This window comes from Streptomyces sp. NPDC087428 (assembly GCF_044744085.1).
Taxonomy (GTDB): Bacteria; Actinomycetota; Actinomycetes; order Streptomycetales; family Streptomycetaceae; genus Streptomyces.
Map to the genome: position 1 here is coordinate 635,393 of NZ_JBIUXR010000001.1, position 26,308 is coordinate 661,700.

The window sequence follows — 26,308 nt, forward strand, 5'->3', positions numbered from 1 at the left end:
CAGCGGTGGGTCACATCATGTCTTCGATGTCCGCGGCGATGGGGTCGGCGTCGGTGCCGATGACGACCTGGATCGCGGTGCCCATCTTGACGACGCCGTGGGCGCCGGCGGCCTTGAGCGCGGCTTCGTCGACCTTGCTCGGGTCGATGACCTCGGTACGGAGGCGGGTGATGCAGCCTTCGACCTCTTCGATGTTGTCGATTCCGCCGAGCCCGGCGACGATCTTCTCAGCCTTGCTGGCCATGGCCTTCTCCCTGGTTCTTCACGTACATGTGACGGCCCACCATGGGTCCGTTTCGTCACGGTAACGCACGGTTGGCCCAACTTCGCGAGCGAGCAGCCGAGCCATCGCCAATGATGACGGTCACCGGCGCCCTGTCTTCCGGGCGGGCTCCGCACCGTACCGCAACTGGTCTACACCAGTCTGCAACGACCCCCAATCGTGCTTTGTTCCGGGAGGACGCCGATGAGCTCCAGCAGCGCAGCGATCCCACAGAAGCAGTGGTGGAACGGCCTGTTCCAGGGCCTCCAGAAGATGGGGCGAAGTCTTCAGCTGCCGATCGCCGTACTGCCGGCGGCGGGCATTCTCAACCGGCTCGGCCAGCCGGACGTCTTCGGTGACGACGGTCTCGGCTGGACCAATGTCGCGAAGGTGTTCGCGGCCGCCGGTGGTGCGCTGCTCGACTCCGGGCTCGGTCTTCCCCTGTTGTTCTGTGTCGGTGTCGCGATCGGCATGGCGAAGAAGTCGGACGGTTCGACCGCTCTGGCGGCGGTGACGGGCTTCCTCGTCTACTACGCGGTGCTGCATGCCTTCCCCGTGGACTGCGGGGGCGGTTCGACGTTCGTGTCGGGCGGCACCTGGTTCGGTACGTGTGTCACGGAAGGCGCGGAGGTGACGGCGGCCGCGTACCAGAACCCGGGGGTGTTCGGCGGGATCGTGATGGGGCTGATGTCGGCCTGGTTCTGGCAGCGGTTCCACCGGGTCAAGCTGGTGGACTGGCTGGGGTTCTTCAACGGCCGGCGGCTCGTCCCGATCATCATGGCGTTCGTGGCCCTGCTCTTCGCGGCGTTGTGCGCGTGGCTGTGGCAGCCGATCGGTGACGGTCTGACGAGCTTCTCCAAGTGGCTGGTGGACCTGAACTGGCTGGGGTCGGGCATCTTCGGTGTGGCCAACCGCGCCTTGCTGGTGATCGGTATGCACCAGTTCCTGAACACGTTCGTCTGGTTCCAGTTCGGTGACTTCACCAAGGCGGACGGGACGGTCGTGCACGGTGACATCAACCGGTTCCTGGCGGGTGACCCGACGGCCGGTCAGTTCACCACGGGCTTCTTCCCGATCATGATGTTCGCCCTGCCAGCGGCGGCGCTGGCGATCTACCACTGCGCGAAGCCGCATCGCCGCAAGGCGGTCGGCGGGCTGATGGTGTCGGTCGGCCTGACGTCGTTCGTGACGGGGATCACGGAGCCGCTCGAGTACTCGTTCCTGTTCGTCGCGCCCGTGCTGTACGCGATCCACGCGGTGCTGACGGGTGTGTCGATGGCGCTCTCGTGGGCGCTCGGCGTGAAGGACGGTTTCAGCTTCTCCGCGGGTCTGATCGACTACGTCATCAACTGGAGTCTGGCCACCAAACCCTGGCTGATCATCCCGATCGGCCTGGCGTTCGCCGTGCTGTACTACGTGATCTTCCGGTTCGCGATCACCAGGTTCAACCTCCAGACCCCGGGCCGTGAGCCCGACGAGGTGGAGGAAGAAATCGAGAGCAACCTCACGAAGTAGCCGTCGAACGGGGCCATATCCCCGCTCGGCCAGGCCCTCGGACCACACGGTCCGGGGGCCTTCGGCATGTCACCGTGCGTGGGCGATGGCTACTGCGAAGTAGTCGGAAATTGCAGGTTCCTTATCTAACCCTCACCGTGCTAAAACTGGTCTACACCACTGAGTGGTCCAGACCACGTGGCGTTCCGCCACGTTTCTCCGAGTCGTCGCCCACCAAAAAAACCCTGTCCCTGGCGGCGCCTTGCCTACTGGAGGAAGTTGATGAGTACGGCCACCGCCACGGCGGCCCCCGCGAAGAAGCGGGGCTCCGGCCTGTTCCAGGGCCTGCAGAAGGTGGGACGCAGCCTCCAGCTGCCGATCGCCGTGCTGCCGGCCGCGGGCATTCTGCTCCGTCTCGGCCAGCCCGACGTCTTCGGTGACGACGGCCTCGGCTGGCACAAAGTCGCCTCCGTGTTCGCCACCGCGGGCAGCGCGGTCTTCGACAACCTTCCGATGCTCTTCTGCATCGGTGTCGCCATCGGCTTCGCCAAGAAGTCGGACGGCTCCACCGCGCTGGCCGGCCTCGTCGGCTTCCTGGTCTACAGCAACGTCCTGAAGGCCTTCCCGGTCACCGAAGCGGTGATCCAGAAGGGCGAGGACACTGCGGCGACCTACAACAACCCAGGTGTCCTCGGCGGCATCCTGATGGGTCTCGTCACGGCGATCCTGTGGCAGAAGTTCCACCGCACCAAGCTGGTCGACTGGCTCGGCTTCTTCAACGGCCGCCGCCTCGTCCCGATCATCATGGCCTTCGTCGGCGTGATCTTCGGTGTGTTCTTCGGCCTGGTCTGGGAGCCCATCGGTGACGGCATAGCCAGCTTCGGCGAGTGGATGACCGGCCTCGGCTCCTTCGGCGCCGGCCTCTTCGGCCTGATCAACCGCGCGCTGATCCCCGTCGGCATGCACCAGTTCGTCAACACCGTCTCCTGGTTCCAGCTGGGTGACTTCACCGACGCCACGGGCGCCGTCGTGCACGGTGACCTGAACCGGTTCTTCGCCGGTGACCCGACCGCCGGTCAGTTCATGTCGGGCTTCTTCCCGATCATGATGTTCGGCCTCCCGGCCGCAGCCATCGCCATCGCCCACGCCGCTCGCCCCGAGCGCCGCAAGGCCGTGATGGGCATGATGGTCTCCCTCGCGCTGACCTCGTTCGTCACCGGTGTGACCGAGCCGATCGAGTTCTCGTTCATGTTCATCGCGCCGCTGCTCTACGCGATCCACGCCGTCCTGACCGCCATCTCGATGGCCGTCACCTGGGCGCTCGGCGTGCACGCCGGGTTCACGTTCTCGGCGGGCTTCATCGACTACGCGCTGAACTGGAACCTGGCGACGAAGCCGTGGCTGATCATCCCGATCGGTCTCGTCTTCGGAGCGCTCTACTACGTGCTCTTCCGCTTCGCCATCAGCAAGTTCAACCTCACCACCCCGGGCCGTGAGCCCGAGGAAGAGGTCGAGGACCTGACGAAGGCGTAAGCCACCGTCCCGTCCCCCGCACATGACGGAGCCCTCACCTTCCCGCCGGGAAGGTGAGGGCTCCGTCGTACGTGACGTACGTACGCGGGACGCGTCAGATCTCGTAGACCGCGCCCGGGACCGCCAGCTCCGTCGGGCCGTCGAAGACCTCGCGGGCGTCGCACAGGTTGCGGCCGGCGTCGGTCCACGGCGGGATGTGGGTGAGGACCAGGCGCCCCACCCCGGCGCGGGCGGCGAGCTCGCCCGCCTCGCGGCCGTTGAGGTGGAGGTCCGGGATGTCCTCCTTGCCGTGGACGAACGACGCCTCGCAGAGGAAGAGGTCGACGCCCTCGGCCAGCTCGTCCAGGGCCTCGCAGGTGCCGGTGTCCCCCGAGTACGTGAGCGACCTGCCGCCGTGCTCGATGCGGATGCCGAACGTCTCGACGGGGTGGCGGAGCTTCTCCGTACGGACCGAGAAGGGGCCGATCTCGAACGATCCCGGCTTCAGCGTGTGGAAGTCGAAGACCTCGCCCATCGCGTGGTCGGACGGGGTGTCGGCGTGGGCGGTGGTGAGCCGCTGCTCCGTGCCGTCGGGACCGTAGACCGGGATGGGGGCCGGGCGTCCGCCGTCGTGCGGGTAGTAGCGGACGACGAAGTACGCGCACATGTCGATGCAGTGATCGGCATGGAGGTGGCTGAGGAAGATGGCGTCGAGGTCGTAGAGACCGACATGGCGCTGCAGCTCGCCGAGGGCGCCGTTGCCCATGTCGAGGAGCAGCCGGAAGCCGTCGGCCTCTACGAGGTAGCTCGAGCATGCCGATCCCGCGGACGGGAACGAGCCGGAGCATCCGACGACGGTGAGCTTCATGGAGCGTGAACCTCCGAGACGTGGGAACGGGGAGGGTTCGTGCGGTTCGTGGAGCGGTTTGTTGAGCGTAAGGCGCGAAAGACCTGGTCGCTCCTCCGGGGCCTGCCGTTGTGGGGGAACTCACCTGCGCTGTCACCGGTTCGATGGAAGGGGGCGCCGAGTGGGTCGCCCGCGGCGGGCCTTGGCCCCTTCCCCGCCTCTTCCGGTAACCGGGGTGCCGGGCGAATCGGGTCGCTCCCGCGATTGGGGAGCGGGGGTCCGGGGGCAGCGCCCCGGGGAACGACGGACGCCGGGGGCCCGGACCGGTGTGGTCCGGGCCCCCGGCGTCCGGGGTGAGTACGGCGGGCGGGCCTACGCCCAGAGCTGGCCCTGAAGGGTCTCGATCGCGGCCTCCGTCGTGGGCGCCGTGTACACGCCCGTGGACAGGTACTTCCAGCCGCCGTCGGCGACGACGAAGACGATGTCGGCCGGTTCGCCGGCCTTGACCGCCTTGTTGCCCACGCCGATCGCGGCGTGCAGCGCGGCGCCGGTGGAGACGCCCGCGAAGATGCCCTCCTGCTGGAGGAGCTCGCGGGTGCGGGTGACGGCGTCGGCGGAGCCGACGGAGAAGCGGGTGGTGAGGACCGAGGCGTCGTAGAGCTCGGGGACGAAGCCCTCGTCGAGGTTGCGCAGGCCGTAGACCAGGTCGTCGTAGCGCGGCTCGGCCGCGACGATCTTGATGCCCTCGACGTGCTCGCGCAGATAGCGGCCCACGCCCATGAGCGTGCCCGTCGTGCCGAGGCCCGCCACGAAGTGGGTGATCGACGGGAGGTCGGCGAGGATCTCCGGGCCGGTGGTGGCGTAGTGGGCGCCCGCGTTGTCCGGGTTGCCGTACTGGTAGAGCATCACCCAGTCGGGGTGCTGCGCCGACAGCTCCTTGGCGACGCGGACGGCGGTGTTGGAGCCGCCGGCCGCCGGGGAGGAGATGATCTCGGCGCCCCACATGGTGAGCAGGTCGCGCCGTTCCTGCGAGGTGTTCTCGGGCATGACGCAGACGATGCGGTAGCCCTTGAGCGTGGCCGCCATGGCGAGCGAGATGCCGGTGTTGCCGCTGGTGGGTTCGAGGATGGTGCAGCCGGGGGTGAGCCGGCCGTCCTTCTCCGCCTGCTCGACCATGTGGAGCGCGGGGCGGTCCTTGATCGAGCCGGTGGGGTTGCGGTCCTCCAGCTTGGCCCAGATGCGGACGTCGTCCGACGGTGACAGCCGCGGCAGGCGGACGAGCGGGGTGTTGCCCACTGCGGCGAGCGGGCTGTCGTAGCGCATCAGTTCATGCCGCCGGCGACGGCCGGGAGGATGGTGATGCTGTCGCCGTCGCTGAGCTTGGTGGAGATGCCGTCGAGGAAGCGGACGTCCTCGTCGTTGAGGTACACGTTCACGAAGCGGCGGAGTTCCTCGCCGTCGACGATGCGCTCACGGATGCCCGCGTGGCGGGTCTCCAGGTCCTTGAAGAGGTCGGCGAGGGTCTCTCCGTTGGCCTCGACGGCCTTGGCGCCGTCGGTGTAGGTGCGGAGGATGGTCGGGATGCGGACCTCGATGGCCATGGCGTGGGCTCCTGTCGAAGCGGAGTGGTGGCGGTGGGCGTGGGACGCGCGGCTGTGCCCCCGCGCGGGGTGGTACGTGTGTGGGTGGCGCCCGGCCGGGGCGGCGCCGGGCGTCGGCCCGGCTCAGGCCTCGCGGCCGGCGGTCCGATGGTTCGTACAGATCGCGCTGGAGAGCCGGCACAGATCGACGTGCAGGCGCGCCACGAGCAGCGTGCCCGGCGTCTTGTCGCTCACGTCATGGAGAACCATGCGCTCATCGTATCGATTCCCGGTCCGGAATCCGGAATGTGATCTCAGTTGGTGGATGGTGGGCGTTCGACAGGTGGACAGGGCCGCGGTGGCGGCCCTGTCCGGCCGCTGAAGCGGATCCCGGTGGCCGGGGTCAGGCGGCGCTGTGGGCGTCGACGATCTCGACGTCCTCCTCGGTGATCTCGCCGTCCACGATGCGGTACGAGCGGAACTGGAAGGGCCCCGCGTCGTCGGCGTCGGCGGTCGACACGAGGACGTAGTGGGCGCCGGGTTCGTTGGCGTACGTGACGTCGGTGCGGGAGGGGTAGGCCTCGGTCGCCGTGTGCGAGTGGTAGACGATCACGGGTTCCTCGTCGCGGTCGTCCATGTCGCGGTAGAGCTTGAGGAGATCGGCGGAGTCGAATTCGTAGAACGTGGGCGAGCGGGCCGCGTTGAGCATGGGGATGAAGCGTTCGGCGCGGTCCGTTCCGGCCGGCCCGGCGACCACGCCGCACGCCTCGTCGGGGTGGTCGGCGCGGGAGTGCGCGACGATCTGGTCGTACAGCGCCTGGGTGATGGTCAGCATGGCGCCCAGGATAGGACGACGGGCCCCCGTGTACCGAGGAGTGGTACGAGGGGGCCCGCATCGTGGACGCGACCCTTGGGGCGGCTGCCCGGCAGGGGGGCGCCGGTGGTCTCAGCGGCCGGCGAAGGCCTTGTTCCCGGGGTTGCGGGCCTTGAGCACCACGTACGAGACGCCGAGGATCAGGGCCCACAGGGGCGCGCAGTACAGCGAGATCCTGGCGTCCTTGTCGATGCCCATCATGACGATGACCATGCCGATGAAGGCGAGGGCGAAGACGCTGGTGTACGGGGCTCCGGGGGCCCGGAAGCCGGACTGCGGGAGGACTCCGCGGTCGGCCAGCCGGCGGTAGCGGATCTGGCTGACCAGGATCATGATCCAGGCCCACATGCCGGAGATGGTGGCGAAGGAGACGACGTAGGTGAAGGCGTCCCCGGGCCACTGGTAGTTGATCCAGACGCCGACGAGCATGAGGGCGGCCGAGACGGTGGTGCCGACGAGCGGGGTGCCGCTCCTGGTCAGCCGGGTGAAGGCGTTCGGGCCCTGTCCGTTGAGCGCGAGGTCGCGCAGCATGCGGCCGGTGGAGTACATGCCGGAGTTGCAGGAGGAGAGCGCCGCGGTGAGGACGACGAAGTTGACGATGCCGGCGCCGAGGCCGAGGCCCATCTTCTGGAACGCGGCGACGAAGGGCGAGACGCCCGGCTGGAACTCGGTCCAGGGGACCACCGAGAGGATCATGACGAGGGCGCCGACGTAGAAGACGGCGATGCGCCACGGCACGGTGTTGATCGCCTTGGGCAGGACGCTCTTCGGGTCCTTGGACTCGCCCGCGGTGACGCCGACGAGTTCGACGGCGAGGAAGGCGAACATCACGATCTGCAGGGTCATCAGGGTGCCCGAGATGCCGTGCGGGAAGAAGCCGCCGTCGGCCCAGAGGTGGGTGACGGAGGCGGAGTCACCGGCGTCGGAGAAGCCGACGGTGAGGATTCCGGCGCAGATGAGGATCATGCCGACGATCGCGGTGACCTTGACCATCGAGAACCAGAATTCGAGTTCGCCGAAGACCTTCACGGAGATCAGGTTCACGCCGTACAGAATGATCGTGAAGATCAGTGCGGACACCCATGGGGGAATGCCGAACCAGAAGGTCATGTACTGGGCTGCCGCGGTGACTTCGGTGATTCCGGTGACGACCCAGAACAGCCAGTACGTCCAGCCGGTGACAAAGCCTGCGAAGGGCCCGATGAATTCGCGGGCGTACTCCGAGAAGGAGCCCGAGACCGGGCGGTACATGAGGAGTTCGCCCAGGGCCCGCATGATGAAGAAGATCACCAGGCCCGCGACGGCATAGGCCAGGACGAGGCTGGGGCCCGCCTTGGAGATGGCCTTGCCGGCGCCGAGGAAGAGGCCGGTGCCGATGGCGCCGCCGATCGCAATCATCTGGATCTGGCGTGCCCCGAGGGCGCGCTGGTAGCCCTCGCCCGAGGCCCCGTCCGCTGCCGCGGCCTGTGGTTCTTCCTGTCCTTCTTCGACCTTCGCCGATGTCATGTGGTGCGCCTTTCTCCACGCCGATCCGCGCCTTGCGGCTGCGGATCAGGTCCTGATCCCCCCGGATACGGATGGAGTGCCGCCGGTGGTCACCGGCCGATAGCGCCCTCGGGAACAGGGGTGGCGTCCCCGAGTGGTCGTGAAGATTTATCACGGTCACAACGCCGATCAAACGGGAAATATGTGGCGCACACCACAGGAAAAGGCGGACAAGGGGTTCAGCTCACGGCAAAGAAGGCCGATCAGGTGACGTGATCGTTATTCGGATTTGAGCGTCCATTGAGCGTCCATTGAGCGAACACGGAGTGCGGATCAGGTGCGGCCACGCGGCGGAGCCGCGTTACGGCATCAGGGTCTCGATGAGCGTTTCCTGGAGCGCGCCCAGCCAGAGATAGGCCATGACCATGGGCTTGCGCGGGTCGCTGTCGGGGAGCCGGTAGAGGGAACCCTCCTCGCCGCCGTCCTCGTCGGAGACCTCCAGCCGGGCACCGATGGTCAGCCGCAGGTCGTTGAGGGACCCCAGCCAGCTGCGGCACTCCTCGGCGGTGAGGCGGAGCACGGCTCCGTCCCCGGCGGGAGTGAGCCCGTCCAGGGTGCGTACGACGACGAGGGCGTCGTCGCGCTTGCGGGTGCGCAGGTCGTTCTCGGTGAAGCGGCGGAACTCGGCGGAAGCGGCGCGCAGTTCGTCGTCCCCGTCACCGTAGGCCTCGGGGAAGAGGCGGGCCAGGGCCGGGTCGGCGGGCGGTTCGCTGGGGCCCTCGGCGAAGAGCGCGGCGAGCGGGTCCTCGCCCTCGGCGGGTTCGTCGCCGGGGCCGATGAGCTCCAGCAGCTGGACGGCGAGGGAGCGCAGGATCGCGATCTCCACCTCGTCGAGCGCGACGGCCGCGCCGCCGCCGGGGGTGGCCTCGAAGTGGCCGGCCATGGGTTGTCTCCGATGGTGGTCGGGCGGGGCGGGGGCGGGTGTCAGTTGCGGTCCTGGGTGAGTGTGGCCCACAGCCCGTAGCCGTGCATCGCCTGGACGTCGCGTTCCATCTCCTCGCGGCTTCCGCTGGAGACGACGGCGCGGCCCTTCTGATGGACGTCGAGCATGAGTTTGTGGGCCTTGTCCTTGGAATAGCCGAAGTAGGCCTGGAAGACATAGGTCACATAGCTCATGAGGTTGACCGGGTCGTTGTGGACCAGCGTCACCCAGGGGACGTCGGGCTCGGGGACAACGAGGTTCTCCTCGGCCGATTCGGGACGTTCGATCTCTACGGGGGCGACGCTCACCTACCCCATGCTGCCACTTGGGAGGGGGCATCGCACAAACGGCCCCGGCACCGCGCCGGGCACGGCACCCCCATCTCGTCACTTTGACGAAATAGGGGTAGCATCCCCGGCATGAACTCTGCGGACCTTGGGCGACGGGTCGGTGTGCCCTCGACAGCGCTCTTCACCGACCAGTACGAGCTCACGATGGTGCAGGCCGCGCTGAAGGCCGGCACCGCCGACCGGCGCTCGGTCTTCGAGGCGTTCACCCGCCGGCTGCCCGAGGGGCGGCGCTACGGCGTCGTCGCGGGCGTCGGGCGGGTGCTGGACGCGGTCGAGAACTTCCACTTCGACGACGAGATGCTCGCCTTCCTGCGCGACCAGAACGTCGTCGACGGACCGACGCTCGACTATCTGGCCGATTACCGCTTCAGCGGGGACGTCTGGGGCTATCCGGAGGGCGAGGTGTACTTCCCCGGCTCGCCGGTCCTGCGGGTCGAGGGCTCCTTCGCCGAGTGCGTGCTCCTGGAGACGGTGATCCTGTCGATCCTCAACCACGACTCGGCGATCGCCGCCGCCGCCTCGCGGATGTCGTCGGCGGCGGGCGGGCGCGGGCTGATCGAGATGGGTGCACGGCGCACCCATGAGCTGTCGGCGGTGGCCTCGGCCCGTGCCGCGTACATCGGCGGTTTCGACACCACCTCGGACCTCGCCGCGGGCTTCCGCTACAACATCCCGACCGTCGGGACGAGCGCCCACGCCTTCACCCTGCTGCACGACTCCGAGCGCGACGCGTTCCGGGCCCAGGTCGACTCACTGGGGCGCGACACGACACTGCTGGTCGACACGTACGACGTGACGGCGGCGGTCCGTACGGCCGTCGAGGTGGCCGGGACCGAGCTGGGGGCGGTCCGGATCGACTCCGGCGACCTGCTGCTGGTCGCGCACCGGGTGCGCCAGCAGCTCGACGAGCTGGGCGCGACGGACACGAAGATCGTGGTGACCTCGGACCTGGACGAGTACGCCATCGCCTCGCTGGCCGCCGCGCCGGTGGACGCGTACGGGGTGGGCACGCAGCTGGTGACCGGCAGCGGGCAGCCCACCTGCTCGATGGTCTACAAGCTGGTGGCGCGGGCCGCGTCCGCCGATCCGGCGGACCCGCTGCGGCCGGTGGCGAAGAAGTCGCTGGGCGCGAAGACCTCGATCGGCGGCCGCAAGTGGGCGGCGCGCCGGCTGGACGAGGACGGAGTGGCCGAGGCCGAGGTGATCGGCACCGGCCCGGTGCCGCCGGAGCTGGCCGGCCGGCAGCTGCTGGTGGAGCTGGTCAGGGCCGGTGAGGTGGTCGCGCGGGAGCCGCTGGACGCGGCCCGGGAGCGGCACATCGCCTCGCGGGCGGGGCTGCCGATGTCCGCGATGCAGCTGTCGCGGGGCGAGCCGGTGATTCCCACGGAGTACGTGTGAGGGGGCGGGTGCCGCGACGTCCCGCGTACGCCGCGGCCGCCCCGCCCCCGGTCTCCGGAGGGGCTCGTCCGCGCCGGACGCTGTCTAAGGCCCGTCCGAGTCTCTAGGCTCGTCGTCAACCTCCGTAACCGCCGTTCCGCTGTTCCCTCCCCCACCGAAGGACACCCGCCATGCACCGCGCCTTGATCGTCGTGGACGTTCAGAACGACTTCTGTGAGGGCGGGAGCCTCGCGGTGGCGGGGGGTGCCGATGTCGCCGCCGCCATCACGGACCTGATCGGCGAGGCCCAGCCCGGCTACCGGCACGTGGTGGCCACCCGTGATCACCACATCGACCCCGGCGGCCACTTCTCGTCGGCGCCGGACTTCGAGCACTCCTGGCCGCCGCACTGTGTGGCCGGTACGGAGGGTGTGGGCTTCCACCCCAATTTCGCGCCCGCGGTCGCCTCCGGCGCGATCGACACGGTCTTCGACAAGGGTGCGTACGCCGCGGCGTACAGCGGCTTCGAGGGCCTGGACGAGAACGGTGTGGGGCTGGCCGAGTGGCTGCGCGACCGCGGGGTGACCGCGGTCGACGTGGTCGGTATCGCGACCGACCACTGTGTCCGGGCCACCGCGCTGGACGCGGTCCGCGAGGGCTTCACCACGCACGTACTGCTCGATCTGACCGCGGGCGTCGCCGAGGCGACCACGGAGCGGGCGCTCACGGAGCTCCGCGCGGCGGGCGTGACGCTCGCCGGCAAGCCCGTGGTGTAGCCGGGGGCCGGGTCAGCCCTGCCGGGCGGGCAGGGCGGGCCTCAGGAGCGCCCGGATCGGGTGCCAGAGTTCCTGGGCCCGTTCGGGTCTCGCGCGCCACAGCACGCCGTCCGGGTGGTGCAGGACGGCGGTGATCTCGTCCGGGGTGGGTGGCTCGGCGTTGCCGCGGAGGTACACGGCACGCAGTCCCAGATTGCGCAGCCGGGTCAGTGCGCGGGCCCGGTTGGCCGCGTGCACCAGGACGCGGACCGGTGTGTCCGGCCCCACGCTCTGCGCCGGACTCGGCAGCGTGATCGCGACGACCACACTCCCGTTCGGCAACTTGCTGAATCCTCCGCCTGCCATACTCCGCGCTCCCCCGTGAGACGTTGTGTCAATAAGAATCGGAACAAGAGGCACCTAAACACGATCGGCCGCCGCCCGCTAGAGGGCGACGGCCGATCATGCTCTGACCTGCGGTGATACCGAATTACTTGTGCGAGGCGCCAACCTGGACGGTCATCGTGGAGCCGCTGAGCGGCTCGCTGATGATCGAAATCCTGGTGTTGGTGTCAGCGACCTGCACGCTTCCGGTCTTGTTCTCCTTGTACCAGTAGGTCCCCTTGTGGTCGTCGAAGACCGGCACGCCGAGCTGCGGCTTGATCTTCGTGGCCACGTCACCGAGGTGGAGCGTGAAACCGTCGGTGGGGTACCAGCTGAACGGAGCGTCGAAGGGCTGGATCTTGTTGCGGATGACGGTGCCGTCAGACCACTTCAGCGGCTTGGCGTGCGCGTCGACCGGCAGGATCAGGCCCTGGCCCGGGTGGACCGAGACGTTGTTGTCCTTCTGGGAGGTGTCCCAGAGCCAGACGAGCAGACCGTTCTGGTACGGGAAGTGCTCGACCCAGTCCGGACGGGTCTTGGAGAAGCCGAAGTTGTACGGGCCGACCTTGAGGGTCTTGTCGTAGCTGACGTACTGGCGGTTCTCCGCGAGGTAGTACTGCGGGTAGTCCTTGGTGAACGACTTGCCGACCCGCGAGAAGCCCTTGGCGGTCCAGCCGTTGTCGTCGCCCTCGGCGTTGTCCGTGAAGAGCGCGGCACCGTCCGCGTTGACCGCGATGGTGTCGGCCGCGAAGCCGATGCCGCCCGCGCCGCCGTCGGTGGCGTAGCGGAAGCGGATGTCGATCTTCTTGCCCGCGTAGGCGTCCAGCGGGAACGAGAGCTTCTGGTACTTGCCGGAGACGTCGGTCAGGGCCGGCTTGTCACTGGCGTCGCGCGGGATCGCCTTGCCGTCGGCGGTGCCGTCGAGCGCGGTCCATCTGGTGCCGCCGTTCTCGGAGACCTCGGTGTAGAGGTAGTCGTAGTCCTTCTCGATGTCCCACCAGCCGGCGAGGTCGAGGGAGGCCTTGGACTTGCCGGTGAGGTCGACCGGGCGGGACAGGGTGTTGTTGAGGTTGTCACCCATGTCGCTCCACCACTGCTTGGTGCCCTCCGCGGGCTCCGTGACGGCGGTGGTGACGGCCTTGTCGGGCAGCGTGACGAGGAGCGCCTGCTTGTCCTTGGTGTTGTACTCGGACACGCCCAGCTTGTGGGTGGACTTCGTCGCGGCCTTGGCCTCGGCGTAGTTGAGCCAGCCCAGCTGGAGCTTGTCCCAGGCGGTCATGTCGCCGGGCAGGTCACCGATGCTGTTCTTACCGGTGCCGAGCCAGGAACCCGCGGACATCAGGGACCAGAAACCGACCGAGTTCTCGGCGGTGTTGGTGGTGTCGTAGAGGTCCGGCAGACCGAGGTCGTGGCCGTACTCGTGGGCGAAGACGCCCAGGCCGCCGTTCTCGGGCTGCGCGGTGTAGTCGCCGACCCAGATGCCGGTGTCACCGATCTGGGCGCCGCCGGCCTTGTTCTGGGCCGGGCCGGTCGCGCCGGCGTCCGTGCCGTAGGCGTACCAGCGGTGCGCCCAGATGGCGTTGGTGCCCTCGACGCCGCCGCCTGCCGACTCGTCCTCGCCGGCGTGCACGACCTGGAAGTGGTCGATGTAGCCGTCCGGCTCGTTGAAGTCGCCGTCGTTGTCGTAGTCGTAGCGGTCCCACTGGTCGTACTGGGCGAGATCGGTCTTGATCTGCGCGGGCGTACGGCCCTTGGCCTTCTGGTCGGCGGCCCAGGCGTTCACGCCGTCCTTGACCATGTCCCAGGCGTTGGCGCAGTTGGTCGAGCCGCAGTAGTTGGAACCGTAGCGCGCCTCGTTGTACGGGACCTTGACCCAGTCGGAGACCTCGCCGTCCACCGAGTAGCGCCCGGAGGACGTCTTCTCGTAGTACGTCTTGAGCGAGTCCTTGCCGGCGCCCGTGCCGAAGTACAGGTCCTGGAAGTGGGCCTGGTTGTAATCGGCCTGCCAGGCGGTGCTGTTGTCCTTCTTCGGGTCCGGCTTGGCTATCTTGTTGTGCGCCGGTCCGGGCGTGCCGCCGTACTTCGGGACGGGGGGCTTGGGGCCCTCGCCGTCCGGGTCGTACGTGGTCGTGCTGTCGACCTTGTCGCCGAACTCCACCAGGATGGTGAAGATCTTGTCGGTCTTCTCACGGCCGAGCTCGACGTACTTGTTGTCGTCCAGCTTGACGACGTTGGAGCCGCCGCGCGCGGAGACCTTCTTGTCGCCGGATATGACCTGTTCCATGGCGGCCTGACGCTGAGCGTCCTGCTGCTTGCTGAACGGGCCCTCCAGGTTGTGCGCGTTGCCCTCGTTCGACCCCGGGTCCCGGCGGTCGACGGCGGAGGCAGCGGTGCCTGACGCCTTGTCATCAGCCTGGGCGGTGGCGAAGGCGGATGCGGTGGCGGCGGTCGCGGCCATGGCCACGACAACCGCTCCGGTGCGAAGCGCCCGTCTCTTAATGATCACGTGATGCAGTCCTCCCCGGCGCCCGCGACTGCGGCCTGGGGGTGTGGAAGGGCCGCGCGCGGAAACGCGTCACAAGTGACGACATTCGACCGGAGTTACGTGAGAAAAGACAGACCTTGACTTGAACAGACCAAGTGCACTATGCAGGAGCACCTTTCCGCTATCCGGACGGCCGCACCACACCCAACCGGCGCGCCGAAGGGGTTCTTTGGCGCGGAGAATGACTCCGTGCGCCCCCCGTGCACCGGCACTGTGGGTTAGGTCATGCTTACTACCCGTTCCGCGAGGGCATCCACCGTCGTAGAGTCGCTTGAAGTGCGACCCGTGTTGAGAGACCGCCCATCCGACGCCCCGAGGACGGATAACGCCATGCCGCGTCCTACTGCCGCACAGTTCTCCTACGGTTCGGTCACCGTCGTCTTCTCGACCCTCGCCATGCTGCTGCTGTCCCGCACGAGTTCGGGCCTCGGCATCGCCGCGGTCTGTACGGCCGCGCTCGCGCTCGGCCTGCTGGTGGCCGTCACCGTGCCCGCCCCGGGGCGCCGGAGGACGGCGACGGGGGCCGCGGTGTCCACGCCCCAGCAGACCCGCCCCGCCACCGAGCCCGAGGGAAGCCCCCTGGGCCACGTGCAGCGCACGATCCCGGCCGCGCGCACCTCCGCGCGGGTGGGCGAGCACTCACTGCACCGCTGACGGCCGCCGCGACCGGCGGAGCCGGGAGAGTGCCGACAGGCCCTCCCGGCCGGACCAGGTCCGCCCCGGCCCGAGCGAACCGCTCCGCGCCTGGCTCAGACCCTGCTCTGGTCGGCGGTGGTCACCACCACCGTCTTGGCCGCCTTGTCCTGAAGGCCCTGCCGGTACGGCTTGTCCGTGAACATCAGCACGATGTTGATCAGCCACCACAGGCACGGGCAGCACAGCAGCGCCGGCAGCCACAGCACCACGGCCCGCAGGAACGAACTCCCGGTGTCCGGCACACTGCCGTCGTTGAGCATCGCGACCCGCAGCTTCAGCAGCCGCTTGCCGGGCGTGCGGCCGTCCTTGTGCGTGAAGTACGTGTCGTACCCGACGTAGATCACCAGCCCGATCAGCGACCAGAGCAACTGGTGGCCGCTGTAGGTCTGGGCGAAGAGGTCACCGACGCCGTCGTTGCCGTTGTTGTCGTTCGAGACCTCCACCGCGCCGCCCCAGGGCAGCGAGATCAGGTACAGCGGGATCGAGATGATCAGGAAGTCGATCAGCCGGGCCAGGATGCGCTTGCCGGGCTCGGCGAGCGGCGGCATGCCCGCCAGCGGATCCGCCGCACCGAAGTGGCCTCCGCCGTAGGGTCCGGGGTCGTACGGCGGGGGCGGCGGCGCGCTGTCGTAGGGCGAACCCGATGACGGCGGCTGGGGCTCGTGGGGCTTCTTGAGGAACGGGTCGTCCTCGGGCGGCTGACCGGACGTCGGCTGATCGTTGCTCATGGGGGCAGTGCACCCCGCCGCACCGGCGCCCGCAAGGGCTGAGGTGCTTTCGGGGGAACGAAATCCGTCCGACGGCCCCTCACCCGATGAGCCGTCAGCCGTACGGGTCTCCCCGGCGGCCGCGAGCGCACCGCCCGCCCGCTCGGCCGGCCGAGGAGGTACGTCCCGCTCAGCCCGCCACGAAGGTGCGGGCCGCCTTGTCGTGCCAGCACTGGCGCCACGGCTTGTCGATCAGGCACCACAGCACGTTGGCCACGCCGATCACCAGGACGCCCAGCACGCCGTAGACCAGCCAGCGGCGCAGGGCGGCGCCGAAGGCGGGCGCCGAGCCGGACTCGATGTCCCGTACATCGAGTCCGCAGAGCTTCTTGCCGAGCGTACGGCCCCACTTCGCGGTCGGCAGCGCCTCCAGGAGGACGCCCAGCACCAGGAACGCGGCGAGGGCCCCGGCGGCCAGGCCGGCCGTGGTGGAGTCCAGCAGCCAGACGGTGACCGTCTCGCCGGACAGCCTGGCCGCGTCGATCTTCTCGTTGATGTGGTCCGTGGCCCGCGTGGCGAGGGGGAGGGCGACGGCGCCGACCAGGGCGGCCAGCACCGTGGTGTCGATGAGCCGGGCGGCGAACCGCTTGCCGAGCGCGGCGGGCCTGGCGGCCGCCCGGTCCGCCGCGAGCTGCTGGAAGTGGTCGTTGACCGGGGGCTTCCAGGGCACGACGGGCTGGTCGGGCTGGGCTCCCTGGGACTGCTGGGGCCCTTGGGGCTGGTGAGGAGCCCGGGACTGCTGGGGTGCGTGGGACTGCTGGGGTGCGTGGGACTGCTGGGGGAACGCGGCCTGTTGCTGCCGCGCGGGCGCCTGCGGCAGGGCGGGCTGTTCGGGCCGGGCCTGCTGCGCGGCCTGCGGGACCTGCGGGGTCTGCGGGGCCTGTGGGGTCTGCTGGGCCTGCGGGGCCTGCGGGGCCTGTGGGCCCTGCTGGGCCCAGGACGTGCCGCCGCCGGGGCCGCGCGTGTGCGGGCCGTTGAGCCCGGCCGGGTCCTGGGTGGCCGGATCCTGTCGCGCGGGGCCCGGAGCGGGCGCGGAGGCCCGGGACGGGGCCGGTGCGGCGGGCGCGGAGGCCTGCGGGGCGGACGCGGAGACGGCGGGGCCGAGCGCGCGGATCGACATGGTGCCGTCGGCGGAGGGCTGTTCGGCGGGACGCTGTTCGGCGGGCCGCTGTTCCGCGTCGCGCGGGGCGGGTGGCCGGCGGCCGGGTCCCAGGGCGCGGATCGAGACCGTGCCGTCGGCGGGCGGACGCCCCGCGTCGCGGTCGCCGCCGGAGCGGTCGGGGCGGGCGGCCCGGATGGCGACGGTGTTCTCGGCCCCGTCACCACCGCCGTCCCTCATGCCCGGCACCACGCCGCGGTCGGGCTCCGGCCGCACCGGCCGACGCGGGTCCACGGGAGCGAGGTCGGCGGCGGGGCGGACGGCCGGCAAACGGTCGCCGGAGGCGCGGATCGCCGGGGAGCGGTCCGCGGGCGTACCGGCCGCCGGGGAACTGGCCGCGGACGTACGCGGGTCGGGGCTCGGCGCCGGCTGTTCGCCCTGGTGCGCGGGCTGTCCGCCGCCCCAGGAGACCCGGCGGTCGCGCTCGCCGCCGAAGCCGTTCTGCCGGGAGACGTCGGCCTGCCAGGCGTGCGACGGTCCCGGGTGGTTGCCGTCCTGCGACTCCTCGTCGAAGAACATCGGGCCGGTCTCGTCCACCGGGGCCGGGTCGGGCCGTTGAGGTGCGGCCGGCTCCGGACCGGGTGCCTCCGGAGCGGGCGCCGACGGCATCGCCTCGCCTCCCCGCGGGGCGGGCCTGCTCGTACCGGGGACCCACGAAGCGCCGTTCCAGTACCGGACGTAGCCGGGAATGGACGGGTCGGGGTAGTACCCCTCGCGGGGGCTTTCGTCACCGGGTGCCGGGGTTGGGGCGCTCATCACCGTGGTCCCGTATCTCTTCGAGGCCTTGGACCGACCGGCGATGGGGGGCGGGCGGTCCCAATACAAGGGTCCACATCTATCAGACACCCGCGTACCCCCGGGCCGGTCCGGGGGTTTGGGCCACTTTCCGGTCACGCCAAACTTTTTTCCCCGAAGTCGCGTAATGGATGGCGGGGAGGGCGCTCTCTCCCTGTGAAGGCCGGTCGTGCGACCGGCTCACAGGCATCGAAAGGACGCCTCATGCACACCGTGGTGGAACGCGAACTGGAGCTCAAGCTGGTCCTGTCGCCCGAGCGCAGCATCCCTGTGCCGGCCCGGCTGACGTATCGCACCCAGGACCCCTACGCCGTGCACATCACCTTCCACATCGGCTCGGACGCCCCCGTGCACTGGACGTTCGCCCGCGATCTGCTGGTGGAGGGCGTGTTCCGGCCGTGCGGGCACGGGGACGTGCGGATCTGGCCCACCAAGGTCGACGGGCGCGGCATCATCTGCGTGGCGCTGACCTCGCCCGACGGCAACGCCCTGCTGGAGGTGCCGTCCGCCGCGGTGGCCGCCTGGGTGGAGCGGACGCTGCGGGTGGTTCCGCCGGGCACGGAGTCCGAGCGGCTCGGCATCGACGAGGGCCTCGCCGAGCTGCTGGCGCCGCTGCCGGCCGACGACCTGTGGATGAGCGATCCCTGGCCGTCGGACGAGTCGCAGGACGGGGAGCAGTGAGCGGGCGTGGCGGCGGACGCGGTGGCGCGCGGAGGCGGCGTCACCTGCGGGGCGTGCGGGGCGTGCGGGAGGGCTCGGCGCGGTCAGAACACCTTGCCCGGGTTGAGCAGCCCCAGCGGGTCGAAGGCCTGCTTGATGCCCCGGTGCAGTTCCACGCTCACCTCGCCGAGTTCCCGGGCGAGCCACTCCTTCTTGAGTACGCCCACGCCGTGTTCGCCGGTGATCGTGCCGCCGAGTTCGAGGCCGAGCGCCATGATCTCGTCGAAGGACTCGCGGGCCCGCCGGGACTCGTCGGCGTCGGTGTGGTCGAAGCAGACGACGGGGTGGGTGTTGCCGTCGCCCGCGTGGGCGCAGACGCCGATGGTGAGGTCGTACTTCGCGGCGACGGCCGCGGTGCCCTCCAGCATGGCGCCGAGCTTGGAGCGCGGTACGCACACGTCGTCGATCATCGTGGCGGACTTGACGGTCTCCAGGGCGGTGAGCGACATCCGCCGGGCCTGGAGCAGCAGCTCGGACTCGGCCGCGTCCTCGGCCGGGACGACCTCGGTGGCGCCCGCGGCCGTGCACAGCTCGGCGACGGCGGCGAGATCGGCTGCGGGGTCCGGCGTGTCGAAGGCGGCGAGCAGGAGTGCCTCGGTGGAGTCGGGGAGACCCATGTTCGCCATCCTGTTGACGGCGCGGACTGTCGTACGGTCCATCAGTTCGAGGAGTGACGGGGTGTGACCCCGCTCCATGATCGCGCAGACCGCGTCGCAGGCACTGGCCGCGCTGGGGAACTCGGCGGCCAGGGCGAGCTGCCGGGGCGGCTTCGGCTTGAGCGCGAGCACGGCCTTGACGACGATCCCGAGGCTGCCCTCGGAGCCGACGAGGAGCCGGGTGAGGTCGTAGCCGGCGACGCCCTTCGCGGTGCGGCGGCCAGTGCTGAGGAGGCGCCCGTCCGCGAGGACGACGTCGAGGCCGAGGACGTATTCGGCGGTGACCCCGTACTTGACGCAGCACAGGCCGCCGGAGGCGGTCCCGATGTTGCCGCCGATGGTGCACATCTCCCAGCTGGAGGGGTCCGGCGGGTAGTACAGCCCGTGCTCGTCGACCGCGCGGGACAGCACGGCGTTGATGACGCCCGGTTCCACCACGGCGATCCGGTCGACGGGGCTGATCTCCAGGATGCGGTCCATCCTGGTCAGGGAGAGCACGATGCAGCCGTCGGAGGCGTTGGCGGCGCCCGACAGGCCCGTGCGGGCGCCCTGGGGGACGACCGGGACGCGCAGTGCCGTGGCGGTGCGCATGATGTGCTGGACCTGTTCGACGGTGCGGGGGAGTGCGACGACGGCCGGGGCGCCCGCGTCGCAGAAGCTCGCCATGTCGTTGGCGTAGGAGGCGGTGATGTCCGGATCGGTGATCAGGGCCTCGGCCGGAAGCCCCGCACGCAGTAGTTCGCGAAGATCGTCCATGATCCAAGACTGGCACCCGGGCCCATTGGTGTGAACCCGTAGGCGCCAGCCATCCCAAGACGCGGTGCGATCTTCATACTGACGCAGAGTGATCGGCATGGACGTCACTCCGCAGCAGACCCCGGCGGCCCCCGGGCCGGACCGCTCCCCCGACACCGCCTACGCCCCGCCCTGCGAATCCCCTCCACCTCTGCCGCCGGACCCCGCGTCCCTGGCCGAGCCGCCGCCCGCCTCGCTGCGCACGTCCCTGCGCCGGGCCGCGTTCGGTGTGGTGGCGGGTGCGGTGCTGGTGACGGGTGCGGTGGTCGCCGTGCCCGACGAGGACAAGGACGCGGCGCCGCCCCTGCCCGGTCCGGTGTCGCGGGCGATGACCGCGACGGCGGCCGGTTCCCCCGCCTCGCTCTCCGATCTGACTGCGCTCATCGGGGACCGGCAGGCGTGGGTGGGCACCCATCCGTCGGACGCGCGGTCGTGGGCGGTGCTGGGCTCCGCGTACGTGGAGTGGGGGCGGCGGGCGGCGGACGCGGCGTACTACACCCGGGCCGAGCAGGCGCTGAAGCGCTCGCTGAACGTGCAGCCGGGTGACCGGGGGAACGAGGCGGCCTGGGTGGGGCTCGCCTCGCTCGCCAACGCCCGGCACGACTTCGTCACGGCGAAGAAGTGGGGCGAGACGGTACGGACCCGGCTGCCGAAGCAGTGGGCGGTGTACCCGGAGCTGATCGACGCGTACAACGGCCTCGGCGACCTCAAGTCGGCGACCACGGCGGTGGAGAAGTACGCCTCGCTGCGGGCGGGCGTCCCGTCGCTGGGCCGGACGGCGGAGATGTACCGCGACCGGGGCTGGCGCGAGGACGCGCTCGCCACCGCGCAGGACGCCGCGAACCGGGCGAGGACGCCCGCGGAGAAGGCGGCCTGCCTCTCCCGGCTGGGCGAGCTGGCCTGGGAGCGGGGCGAGCCGGAGGAGGCCGTGGCCCAGTACGGGGCGGCGCTGCGCACCGACCGCGCCCACCACGCCTCCCTCGCCGGCCGGGCCCGTGCGCTGGCGGCCCTCGGCCGCACCGACGAGGCCCAGCGGGACTACCAGGCGGCGCTGGCCAGGTCCCCCCGGCCGGAATACATGCTGGAGCTGGGCGAGTTGTACGAGTCGCTCGGCCTGGACGGCGACTCCGTCAACCAGTACACGCGGCTGCGCAAGGCGCTGTCCCGCGCGGGGACCCAGGGCGTGGACGAGACCCTGCTCCTCGGCCGCTTCGAGGCCGCCCACGGCGACGCGGACGCGGCGGCGGAGCAGTTGCGGGCGGAGTGGGACCGGGGGCACCGCAGCGCGGCGGTGGCCGATGCGCTGGGCTGGGCGCTGCACCGCTCGGGCGACTCGGACGCGGCCCTGGAGTACGTGGAGAAGGCGGTCGACCGGGGCGGCCGGAACGCGTCGTACGCGTACCACCTGGGCATGGTCCAGCGCGCGTTGCACGACTCCGGTCCGGCCCGCCGCAATCTGGAGGAGGCGCTGCGCACCAACCCGCGGTTCTCGCCGCTGGACGCCCCGAGGGCGCAGGAGGCCCTGGACACCATCGGCCTGCCGCCGGCGGGCGGCCCCCAGGACATGCGGCCCGCACCACCTCCGGCGCCCCCGCAGGCCCCTGCACCGGCGCCGGCGCGGGCCGACCAGCCGCGGGTACCGGCCCCGTCCCCCACCCCCCGGGCGCAGGGGGCGGCGGGCGCGGCGGGTGCCCCGGCGGCAACCGCGTCATCGACGGCTTCCGCGGCCGAGCCGTCCGCCGCGGGGGCGTCAGCCGGCCGCTGACGTCCCCCTGGGCGGTTCCGCGCCCGCGCCGGATCACTTGGGCCTGCGACGGGCTCCTCGGGTCAGCGGGTGCAGAGGGTCAGGTTGATCGTGTCGCCCGGCGAGACACTGTGCGGGCTGTGCGGCGAGACCCCGATGACAGACGTCGGCTTGCAGTTGGGCACCGCCTTCTCCGTCACCGTCCCCAGCTTCAACCCCACCTGAACCAGCGCGGCCTTCGCAGAGCCCGAGTCCCAGCCCGTCATGTCGATCTTCTTGCCCGAGATCATCACGGTCGTCGCGTCCGTGCTGCTCGCGGCGGCGGTACTCGACGTGTTCGAGCTGCTGCCGGTGGTGATGGTGGCCAGGGCGGTGCCGCCTCCGGCGACGGCCACAGCGGCGGCCACACCGGCGATGAGCCCGGCCCGCTTGCGGCGGGAGCGGCGCTGGATGCCGGTGGCGTCGAAGTGCGGTGCGGGCGAGTTGTTCGCGAAGTCGTTCAAGGCGGATACCAGTTCCTGCTCGAAGGAGGTGTCACCGGCGCAGCCGTCCAGGGACCGCGGTCCGTAGCCGTTCATCGGGTTCCCTTCCGGGGCTGCGGTGACGAAGGTTCGGAGCGTGCGGGTGTCTGGGCCCGGAGTTTTTCGAGGCCACGGGTGATCTGGGACCGGACGGCGCTCGGTGAGATCCGGAGGTCCTCGGCTATCTCGGCGTCCGACAGGTCGTGGAAGTAACGCAGCACCACGACGGTGCGCATTCCTATCGGCAGACCTTGCAGAGCCCGGACGAGCTGGTCCCGGCTGTCGACGCGCCCGTAGTCGTCACCGGGGGCCGGCCGGTCGTCGCCCGTGTCGTGCCGGGGCACGACGCGGCGGAAGCGCCGCCATCTGTCGTTGGCCAGATTGACCATGATGCGCCGCACGTACGCGTCCGGCGCGTCCTTGTCGGCGATGGTGCGCCAGCGGCGGCAGGTACGTTCCAGCGTTTCCTGGACCAGATCCTCGGCCGCCTCCCGGCTCCCGGTCAGGACCAGCGCACCCCGGAACAACGCGCCCGAGCGGGCGGCGACGAAGGCGTGAAATCCCGTCCCCGGATCCGTGGGCGCCTGCGCCGGGGCCGACCGGTCCGGCACGTCGGGCCGGGCCGCCTCGGACAGCAGCGAACTCCATTGGGTTGCCAGATCCACAGCGCTCCTCCCTTCCTGTCCCCCTCTTGACGGGGAAGGAGCCTCGCCTGCTGCACGACCCCGTTGAGACCTGCGTCACAGGGCGGGTCTCAACGGGGTCGCAGGTGGAGCGCGCGGGCCGGCTACCGGGCGCGCGTCCCGTTGAGCCCTTCGAGCCGCTCGATACCCGCGTTGAGCTCGACGAGCAGAGCCAGGAACCGGTCGGTCGTCCCGCCGGTCCATCCCGTCGCCTCGATGAGGCGCGTGGCACCTTCGAGGCTGATCTCCCGGTCGGCCCCCAACCGCTCCAGCCCCAGGGCGGTGGGCCGGTACTTGCGCGCCATGCCACCGGCGGGATCCGGGATGCGCTCCACCAGACCGTTCCGCAGCATGGGGCTGACCTGGCGGTTGATGGTGGAGACGTCCACGTGGAACGTGCGGGCCAGCTCCTTGAGGGTGAGCGGCCCGCCGGCCTCCAGCCGGGTGAGCAGGACATAGGCGGAGCGCTCAAGGCTCTGGCCGATGCGCGGACCGCGCGAGGCGACGAAGTGGCGGGACAGGAGGGTCAGCTCCCGCTCGAGATCGCGCAGCCGACGCTCGGCCTCGTCCATGGTCCTGCCCTTCCGTCGCAACTCCTCGCCTCATCATCGCGCACACCAGCCGCCGTTCGTCCGACCACCTCAGCCCGTTTGTGCATCATGCACATCATGTGTACTGTGAATTAGAGATTCATAGTGCACATGTCTTTCATAGTGCACATTGCTGTCGGGGGCATTCCCGCTTCTCCCGGCACTGACGCCCGCGGCCGAGTTCGGGACATGAGACCCGGCACCGGCCATGACCGCCCTACAGGGGCGCGCCGGACAGACGCATCCGTGCCGTCCCCGTCCGGAACGCCCCGCGGGAGGCCTTCCGTCCGCACGCCGAACCGCGCCCATCGATCCCGCCCACGCCGCCGCGCCCACAAGCACGCCCACACCCGGGCAGCCGTATCCACGCCCGAGGGGCGTCCACTTCATCGAGGAGACTCAGCTTGTCGACCACCACTGCACGGCGGGACCCGGGCACGATCACCGCCGTGATCGCGCTGAGCGGGATCGTCGTGTCCCTCATGCAGACGCTGGTCGTGCCGATCATCCCGCGCCTGCCCGACCTCCTGGACACCACCGCGTCCAACGCCTCGTGGGTGATCACCGCCACGCTCCTGGCAGCGGCCGTGGTCACCCCCATAGCCGGACGGCTCGGCGACATGTACGGCAAGCGCCGCGTCATCATCGCCAGCCTCCTCGTGCTCGTCGTGGGGTCCGTCGTGTGCGCCGTGTCGGACAGCCTGGTCCCGGTGATCGTGGGACGGGCGCTACAGGGCCTGGCCACCGGGGTCATCCCGGTCGGCATCAGCGTCCTGCGCGACGAGCTGCCGCCCGCCCGGGTCGGCGGAGCCGTCTCGCTGGTCAGCGCCACGCTCGGTGTCGGCGGCGCGATCGGCCTGCCGGTGTCGGCCGCGATCGTCCAGTACGCGAACTGGCACGTCCTGTTCTGGCTCGCGGCCGGTCTGGGAACGGCCTGCCTGCTGCTGGTGACCCTGTTGCTGTCCGAGTCCCCGAACCTGTCACCCGGCAGATTCGACGTCCCGGGCGCGGCCGGCCTGGCAACCGGCCTGGTGCTCCTGCTGCTGCCGGTCACCAAGGGAGGCGACTGGGGCTGGACCAGCGGCACGACACTGGGCCTGTTCGGGGCCGGCGTCCTGGTCCTCGCCCTGTGGGCCTGGTACGAGACGCGCGTGTCACAGCCCCTGGTCGACCTCCGGGTCACCGTGCGCCGCCCCGTGCTGTTCACCAACCTGGCGTCCGTCCTCGTCGGATTCGCCATGTACGCCATGTCGTTGACCCTGCCCCAGCTGCTGCAGTCACCCGAGGCGGCCGGCTACGGGCTCGGACAGTCCACCCTGGCCGCGGGCCTGGCCCTGGCACCCGGCGGCCTGGTCATGATGGCCCTGTCCCCGGTGTCGGCCCGCATCACCGCCCGGTACGGCCCACGGGTCTCCCTGCTCACGGGCATCGCCGTCATCGGCGTCGGATACGGCGTGGGACTGCTGCTGATGTCTCAGGTGTGGCAGATCGTCGTCACCTCGATGATCATCAGCGCCGGTGTCGGCATCGCCTACTCCGCCATGCCCGCCCTGATCATGGATGCCGTCCCCGTGTCCGAGACGGCGTCCGCCAACGGAGTCAACGCGCTGATGCGCTCCGTGGGCACCTCCACCGCCAGCGCGGTCATGGCGGCGATCCTGGCGAACATGACCATGGGCCTGGGCTCCGCCCGGATACCGACCGAGCACGGGTTCCGCATGACCTACGTCGTCGCGATACTCGCCACGGCCGTCGGCCTCCTGCTCACCCTCGCGATCCCCCGCACCCGCCCCACTGCCCCCGGAGGCGACGCGCACGTGTCCGCCCCCGCCAAGTCAGCGGCACCTGCCGGGAACTGACCTCACACCCCCCACCCCGGTCACTACCAAAGGAAAACGACATGAACCGCCTGCACGACAAGGTCGCCGTCATCACCGGAGCCGGCAGCGGCATCGGCCGCGCCGCCGCCGAACTCATGGGCAAGGAGGGCGCCCGCGTCGTCGTCGCCGACTACGACACCCAGGCAGCCGACGAGACAGCCCGCCTCATCACCGCGGCGGGCGGCGAGGCACTGCCCCTCACGGTGAACGTCCTCGAAGAGGACTCCATCGCCGACATGATCAGCGCCACGGTGAACGAGTACGGCGCCCTGCACGTCCTGTGCAACCACGTCGGCGGCACCAACCCGCGCACCGACCTCGACGTACTCCGCATGGACATGGACGAGTTCGACCGCGCCGTCGCCCTCAACATGCGCAGCACCCTCCTCGGCTCCCGGCACGCGATCCCGCACATGATCCGCGCCGGTGGCGGCTCGATCATCAACACGGCGTCCGTCGCCGCTCTCGTCGGCGACGTCCTTCAGACCTCGTACGGCGCCGTCAAGGCCGCGGTGGTCAGCATCACCAAGTCCGTCGCCACCCAGTACGGGCCGCGGAACATCCGCTGCAACGCCATCGCCCCGGGCGCGGTGATGACCCCCGCCCTGGAGAACAACCTCCCCCAGGAAGTGGTCGACAGCCTCAGGCGCGGCAACGCCCTCCCCTACCTCGGCGCCCCCGAGGACATCGGCCACACCATGGTCTTCCTCGCCTCCGACGAGTCCCGCTACCTCACCGGCCAACTCCTCGTGGTGGACGGCGGGATGACCGCGCAGTCGTCCGCCGCGCCCGGACGCCGGGCCATGCTCCCCGCGTAGCGCCGCCGGCGGCCCGGCTCGCCGGGGCCGAGCACGT

Annotated in this window: 26 protein-coding genes; 9 read left to right on the forward strand and 17 right to left on the reverse strand. The window is 70.3% G+C overall.

The window, feature by feature from the left end; translation table 11 throughout:
- Positions 1–10: 10 nt before the first annotated feature.
- On the reverse strand, positions 11–244 hold the full coding sequence (locus ACIO3R_RS02890) for a glucose PTS transporter subunit EIIB (RefSeq protein ID WP_019886687.1): 234 nt from the start codon (positions 242–244) through the stop codon (positions 11–13).
- A 222-nt stretch (positions 245–466) separates the two neighbouring features.
- Here ACIO3R_RS02890 and ACIO3R_RS02895 point away from each other — a divergent pair, with 222 nt between their 5' ends.
- On the forward strand, positions 467–1,777 hold the full coding sequence (locus tag ACIO3R_RS02895; RefSeq protein ID WP_385041421.1) for a PTS transporter subunit EIIC: 1,311 nt from the start codon (positions 467–469) through the stop codon (positions 1,775–1,777).
- Between the two features lie 261 nt (positions 1,778–2,038).
- Positions 2,039–3,289, forward strand: coding sequence for a PTS transporter subunit EIIC (locus ACIO3R_RS02900; protein WP_385041418.1), 1,251 nt, complete (start codon positions 2,039–2,041; stop codon positions 3,287–3,289).
- Between the two features lie 94 nt (positions 3,290–3,383).
- Here ACIO3R_RS02900 and ACIO3R_RS02905 read toward each other — a convergent pair whose 3' ends face one another.
- The 8 genes from ACIO3R_RS02905 to clpS form a co-directional block, all read right to left on the reverse strand.
- Complete coding sequence (locus ACIO3R_RS02905; protein ID WP_402102653.1) at positions 3,384–4,136, reverse strand: MBL fold metallo-hydrolase; 753 nt, start codon at positions 4,134–4,136, stop codon at positions 3,384–3,386.
- Positions 4,137–4,487: 351 nt separating this feature from the next.
- The gene (locus ACIO3R_RS02910; RefSeq protein WP_385036351.1) at positions 4,488–5,438 is read right to left on the reverse strand and encodes a PLP-dependent cysteine synthase family protein; all 951 of its coding nucleotides are present in this window, start codon (positions 5,436–5,438) and stop codon (positions 4,488–4,490) included.
- Positions 5,438–5,716, reverse strand: a complete 279-nt coding sequence (locus tag ACIO3R_RS02915) for a MoaD/ThiS family protein (protein ID WP_363030237.1) — start codon at positions 5,714–5,716, stop codon at positions 5,438–5,440. Before ACIO3R_RS02915 ends, ACIO3R_RS02910 begins: the two co-directional genes overlap by 1 nt.
- Before the next feature lie 123 nt (positions 5,717–5,839).
- Complete coding sequence (locus ACIO3R_RS02920; RefSeq protein ID WP_311305474.1) at positions 5,840–5,965, reverse strand: putative leader peptide; 126 nt, start codon at positions 5,963–5,965, stop codon at positions 5,840–5,842.
- Between the two features lie 133 nt (positions 5,966–6,098).
- Positions 6,099–6,530 (reverse strand): M67 family metallopeptidase, encoded by a 432-nt coding sequence (locus ACIO3R_RS02925; protein ID WP_363030239.1) that lies wholly within the window; start codon positions 6,528–6,530, stop codon positions 6,099–6,101.
- Between the two features lie 111 nt (positions 6,531–6,641).
- Positions 6,642–8,075, reverse strand: coding sequence for an amino acid permease (locus ACIO3R_RS02930; protein WP_402102658.1), 1,434 nt, complete (start codon positions 8,073–8,075; stop codon positions 6,642–6,644).
- A gap of 340 nt (positions 8,076–8,415) precedes the next feature.
- Positions 8,416–8,997: a DUF2017 domain-containing protein gene (locus ACIO3R_RS02935; protein ID WP_385036353.1), complete on the reverse strand. Its 582-nt coding sequence runs from the start codon at positions 8,995–8,997 to the stop codon at positions 8,416–8,418.
- Between the two features lie 41 nt (positions 8,998–9,038).
- Entirely contained in the window at positions 9,039–9,344 is a 306-nt protein-coding gene (gene clpS, locus ACIO3R_RS02940) for an ATP-dependent Clp protease adapter ClpS (protein WP_018555894.1), read from the reverse strand.
- Positions 9,345–9,455: 111 nt separating this feature from the next.
- On the opposite strand from clpS, the gene ACIO3R_RS02945 reads away from it, so the two are divergent.
- Positions 9,456–10,784 carry a nicotinate phosphoribosyltransferase gene (locus tag ACIO3R_RS02945; RefSeq protein ID WP_385036354.1) on the forward strand — a complete coding sequence of 443 codons (1,329 nt, stop codon included), beginning with the start codon at positions 9,456–9,458 and terminating at the stop codon, positions 10,782–10,784.
- A 170-nt stretch (positions 10,785–10,954) separates the two neighbouring features.
- Positions 10,955–11,539: an isochorismatase family protein gene (locus tag ACIO3R_RS02950; protein WP_385036355.1), complete on the forward strand. Its 585-nt coding sequence runs from the start codon at positions 10,955–10,957 to the stop codon at positions 11,537–11,539.
- 12 nt (positions 11,540–11,551) lie between these two features.
- Here the strand turns inward: ACIO3R_RS02950 and ACIO3R_RS02955 are convergent, their stop codons facing one another.
- Both ACIO3R_RS02955 and ACIO3R_RS02960 read right to left on the reverse strand, forming a co-directional pair.
- Positions 11,552–11,884 (reverse strand): hypothetical protein, encoded by a 333-nt coding sequence (locus ACIO3R_RS02955; RefSeq protein WP_385036356.1) that lies wholly within the window; start codon positions 11,882–11,884, stop codon positions 11,552–11,554.
- A 124-nt stretch (positions 11,885–12,008) separates the two neighbouring features.
- Positions 12,009–14,408: an immune inhibitor A domain-containing protein gene (locus ACIO3R_RS02960; RefSeq protein ID WP_402102665.1), complete on the reverse strand. Its 2,400-nt coding sequence runs from the start codon at positions 14,406–14,408 to the stop codon at positions 12,009–12,011.
- 369 nt (positions 14,409–14,777) lie between these two features.
- Between ACIO3R_RS02960 and ACIO3R_RS02965 the strand changes: the two genes are divergently transcribed.
- Complete coding sequence (locus ACIO3R_RS02965) at positions 14,778–15,101, forward strand: hypothetical protein (protein ID WP_402102668.1); 324 nt, start codon at positions 14,778–14,780, stop codon at positions 15,099–15,101.
- A gap of 95 nt (positions 15,102–15,196) precedes the next feature.
- On the opposite strand, the gene ACIO3R_RS02970 is transcribed toward ACIO3R_RS02965, so the two are convergent.
- Both ACIO3R_RS02970 and ACIO3R_RS02975 read right to left on the reverse strand, forming a co-directional pair.
- A complete protein-coding gene (locus ACIO3R_RS02970) occupies positions 15,197–15,871 on the reverse strand; it encodes an RDD family protein (RefSeq protein WP_363030255.1) in 675 nt (224 codons plus the stop codon).
- Positions 15,872–16,040: 169 nt separating this feature from the next.
- Positions 16,041–17,825 carry an RDD family protein gene (locus ACIO3R_RS02975; protein WP_402102672.1) on the reverse strand — a complete coding sequence of 595 codons (1,785 nt, stop codon included), beginning with the start codon at positions 17,823–17,825 and terminating at the stop codon, positions 16,041–16,043.
- 243 nt (positions 17,826–18,068) lie between these two features.
- On the opposite strand from ACIO3R_RS02975, the gene ACIO3R_RS02980 reads away from it, so the two are divergent.
- On the forward strand, positions 18,069–18,545 hold the full coding sequence (locus ACIO3R_RS02980; RefSeq protein WP_385036361.1) for an SsgA family sporulation/cell division regulator: 477 nt from the start codon (positions 18,069–18,071) through the stop codon (positions 18,543–18,545).
- An 83-nt stretch (positions 18,546–18,628) separates the two neighbouring features.
- On the opposite strand, the gene ACIO3R_RS02985 is transcribed toward ACIO3R_RS02980, so the two are convergent.
- Positions 18,629–19,996 carry an FAD-binding oxidoreductase gene (locus ACIO3R_RS02985; RefSeq protein WP_385036362.1) on the reverse strand — a complete coding sequence of 456 codons (1,368 nt, stop codon included), beginning with the start codon at positions 19,994–19,996 and terminating at the stop codon, positions 18,629–18,631.
- Between the two features lie 97 nt (positions 19,997–20,093).
- Here ACIO3R_RS02985 and ACIO3R_RS02990 point away from each other — a divergent pair, with 97 nt between their 5' ends.
- Positions 20,094–21,800 (forward strand): tetratricopeptide repeat protein, encoded by a 1,707-nt coding sequence (locus tag ACIO3R_RS02990; RefSeq protein WP_402102676.1) that lies wholly within the window; start codon positions 20,094–20,096, stop codon positions 21,798–21,800.
- A gap of 62 nt (positions 21,801–21,862) precedes the next feature.
- Here the strand turns inward: ACIO3R_RS02990 and ACIO3R_RS02995 are convergent, their stop codons facing one another.
- The 3 genes from ACIO3R_RS02995 to ACIO3R_RS03005 form a co-directional block, all read right to left on the reverse strand.
- A complete protein-coding gene (locus ACIO3R_RS02995) occupies positions 21,863–22,357 on the reverse strand; it encodes a PASTA domain-containing protein (protein WP_402102679.1) in 495 nt (164 codons plus the stop codon).
- The gene (locus ACIO3R_RS03000; RefSeq protein WP_385036365.1) at positions 22,354–22,965 is read right to left on the reverse strand and encodes a SigE family RNA polymerase sigma factor; all 612 of its coding nucleotides are present in this window, start codon (positions 22,963–22,965) and stop codon (positions 22,354–22,356) included. The genes ACIO3R_RS02995 and ACIO3R_RS03000 overlap by 4 nt, the downstream gene beginning before the upstream one ends.
- Positions 22,966–23,087: 122 nt before the next feature.
- A complete protein-coding gene (locus tag ACIO3R_RS03005; RefSeq protein ID WP_385036366.1) occupies positions 23,088–23,555 on the reverse strand; it encodes a MarR family winged helix-turn-helix transcriptional regulator in 468 nt (155 codons plus the stop codon).
- Between the two features lie 422 nt (positions 23,556–23,977).
- On the opposite strand from ACIO3R_RS03005, the gene ACIO3R_RS03010 reads away from it, so the two are divergent.
- Positions 23,978–25,432, forward strand: a complete 1,455-nt coding sequence (locus tag ACIO3R_RS03010) for an MFS transporter (protein WP_402102684.1) — start codon at positions 23,978–23,980, stop codon at positions 25,430–25,432.
- Between the two features lie 41 nt (positions 25,433–25,473).
- Positions 25,474–26,271, forward strand: coding sequence for an SDR family NAD(P)-dependent oxidoreductase (locus ACIO3R_RS03015; protein WP_402102687.1), 798 nt, complete (start codon positions 25,474–25,476; stop codon positions 26,269–26,271).
- Positions 26,272–26,308: the final 37 nt, after the last annotated feature.

Coding starts and splice junctions, on each gene's coding strand:
- ACIO3R_RS02890 (WP_019886687.1), bottom strand. CDS start 244: ATGGCCAGCAAGGCTGAGAAGATCGTCGCCGGGCTCGGCGGAATCGAC.
- ACIO3R_RS02895 (WP_385041421.1), top strand. CDS start 467: ATGAGCTCCAGCAGCGCAGCGATCCCACAGAAGCAGTGGTGGAACGGC.
- ACIO3R_RS02900 (WP_385041418.1), top strand. CDS start 2,039: ATGAGTACGGCCACCGCCACGGCGGCCCCCGCGAAGAAGCGGGGCTCC.
- ACIO3R_RS02905 (WP_402102653.1), bottom strand. CDS start 4,136: ATGAAGCTCACCGTCGTCGGATGCTCCGGCTCGTTCCCGTCCGCGGGA.
- ACIO3R_RS02910 (WP_385036351.1), bottom strand. CDS start 5,438: ATGCGCTACGACAGCCCGCTCGCCGCAGTGGGCAACACCCCGCTCGTC.
- ACIO3R_RS02915 (WP_363030237.1), bottom strand. CDS start 5,716: ATGGCCATCGAGGTCCGCATCCCGACCATCCTCCGCACCTACACCGAC.
- ACIO3R_RS02920 (WP_311305474.1), bottom strand. CDS start 5,965: ATGGTTCTCCATGACGTGAGCGACAAGACGCCGGGCACGCTGCTCGTG.
- ACIO3R_RS02925 (WP_363030239.1), bottom strand. CDS start 6,530: ATGCTGACCATCACCCAGGCGCTGTACGACCAGATCGTCGCGCACTCC.
- ACIO3R_RS02930 (WP_402102658.1), bottom strand. CDS start 8,075: ATGACATCGGCGAAGGTCGAAGAAGGACAGGAAGAACCACAGGCCGCG.
- ACIO3R_RS02935 (WP_385036353.1), bottom strand. CDS start 8,997: ATGGCCGGCCACTTCGAGGCCACCCCCGGCGGCGGCGCGGCCGTCGCG.
- ACIO3R_RS02945 (WP_385036354.1), top strand. CDS start 9,456: ATGAACTCTGCGGACCTTGGGCGACGGGTCGGTGTGCCCTCGACAGCG.
- ACIO3R_RS02950 (WP_385036355.1), top strand. CDS start 10,955: ATGCACCGCGCCTTGATCGTCGTGGACGTTCAGAACGACTTCTGTGAG.
- ACIO3R_RS02955 (WP_385036356.1), bottom strand. CDS start 11,884: ATGGCAGGCGGAGGATTCAGCAAGTTGCCGAACGGGAGTGTGGTCGTC.
- ACIO3R_RS02965 (WP_402102668.1), top strand. CDS start 14,778: ATGCCGCGTCCTACTGCCGCACAGTTCTCCTACGGTTCGGTCACCGTC.
- ACIO3R_RS02970 (WP_363030255.1), bottom strand. CDS start 15,871: ATGAGCAACGATCAGCCGACGTCCGGTCAGCCGCCCGAGGACGACCCG.
- ACIO3R_RS02975 (WP_402102672.1), bottom strand. CDS start 17,825: ATGAGCGCCCCAACCCCGGCACCCGGTGACGAAAGCCCCCGCGAGGGG.
- ACIO3R_RS02980 (WP_385036361.1), top strand. CDS start 18,069: ATGCACACCGTGGTGGAACGCGAACTGGAGCTCAAGCTGGTCCTGTCG.
- ACIO3R_RS02985 (WP_385036362.1), bottom strand. CDS start 19,996: ATGGACGATCTTCGCGAACTACTGCGTGCGGGGCTTCCGGCCGAGGCC.
- ACIO3R_RS02990 (WP_402102676.1), top strand. CDS start 20,094: ATGGACGTCACTCCGCAGCAGACCCCGGCGGCCCCCGGGCCGGACCGC.
- ACIO3R_RS02995 (WP_402102679.1), bottom strand. CDS start 22,357: ATGAACGGCTACGGACCGCGGTCCCTGGACGGCTGCGCCGGTGACACC.
- ACIO3R_RS03005 (WP_385036366.1), bottom strand. CDS start 23,555: ATGGACGAGGCCGAGCGTCGGCTGCGCGATCTCGAGCGGGAGCTGACC.
- ACIO3R_RS03015 (WP_402102687.1), top strand. CDS start 25,474: ATGAACCGCCTGCACGACAAGGTCGCCGTCATCACCGGAGCCGGCAGC.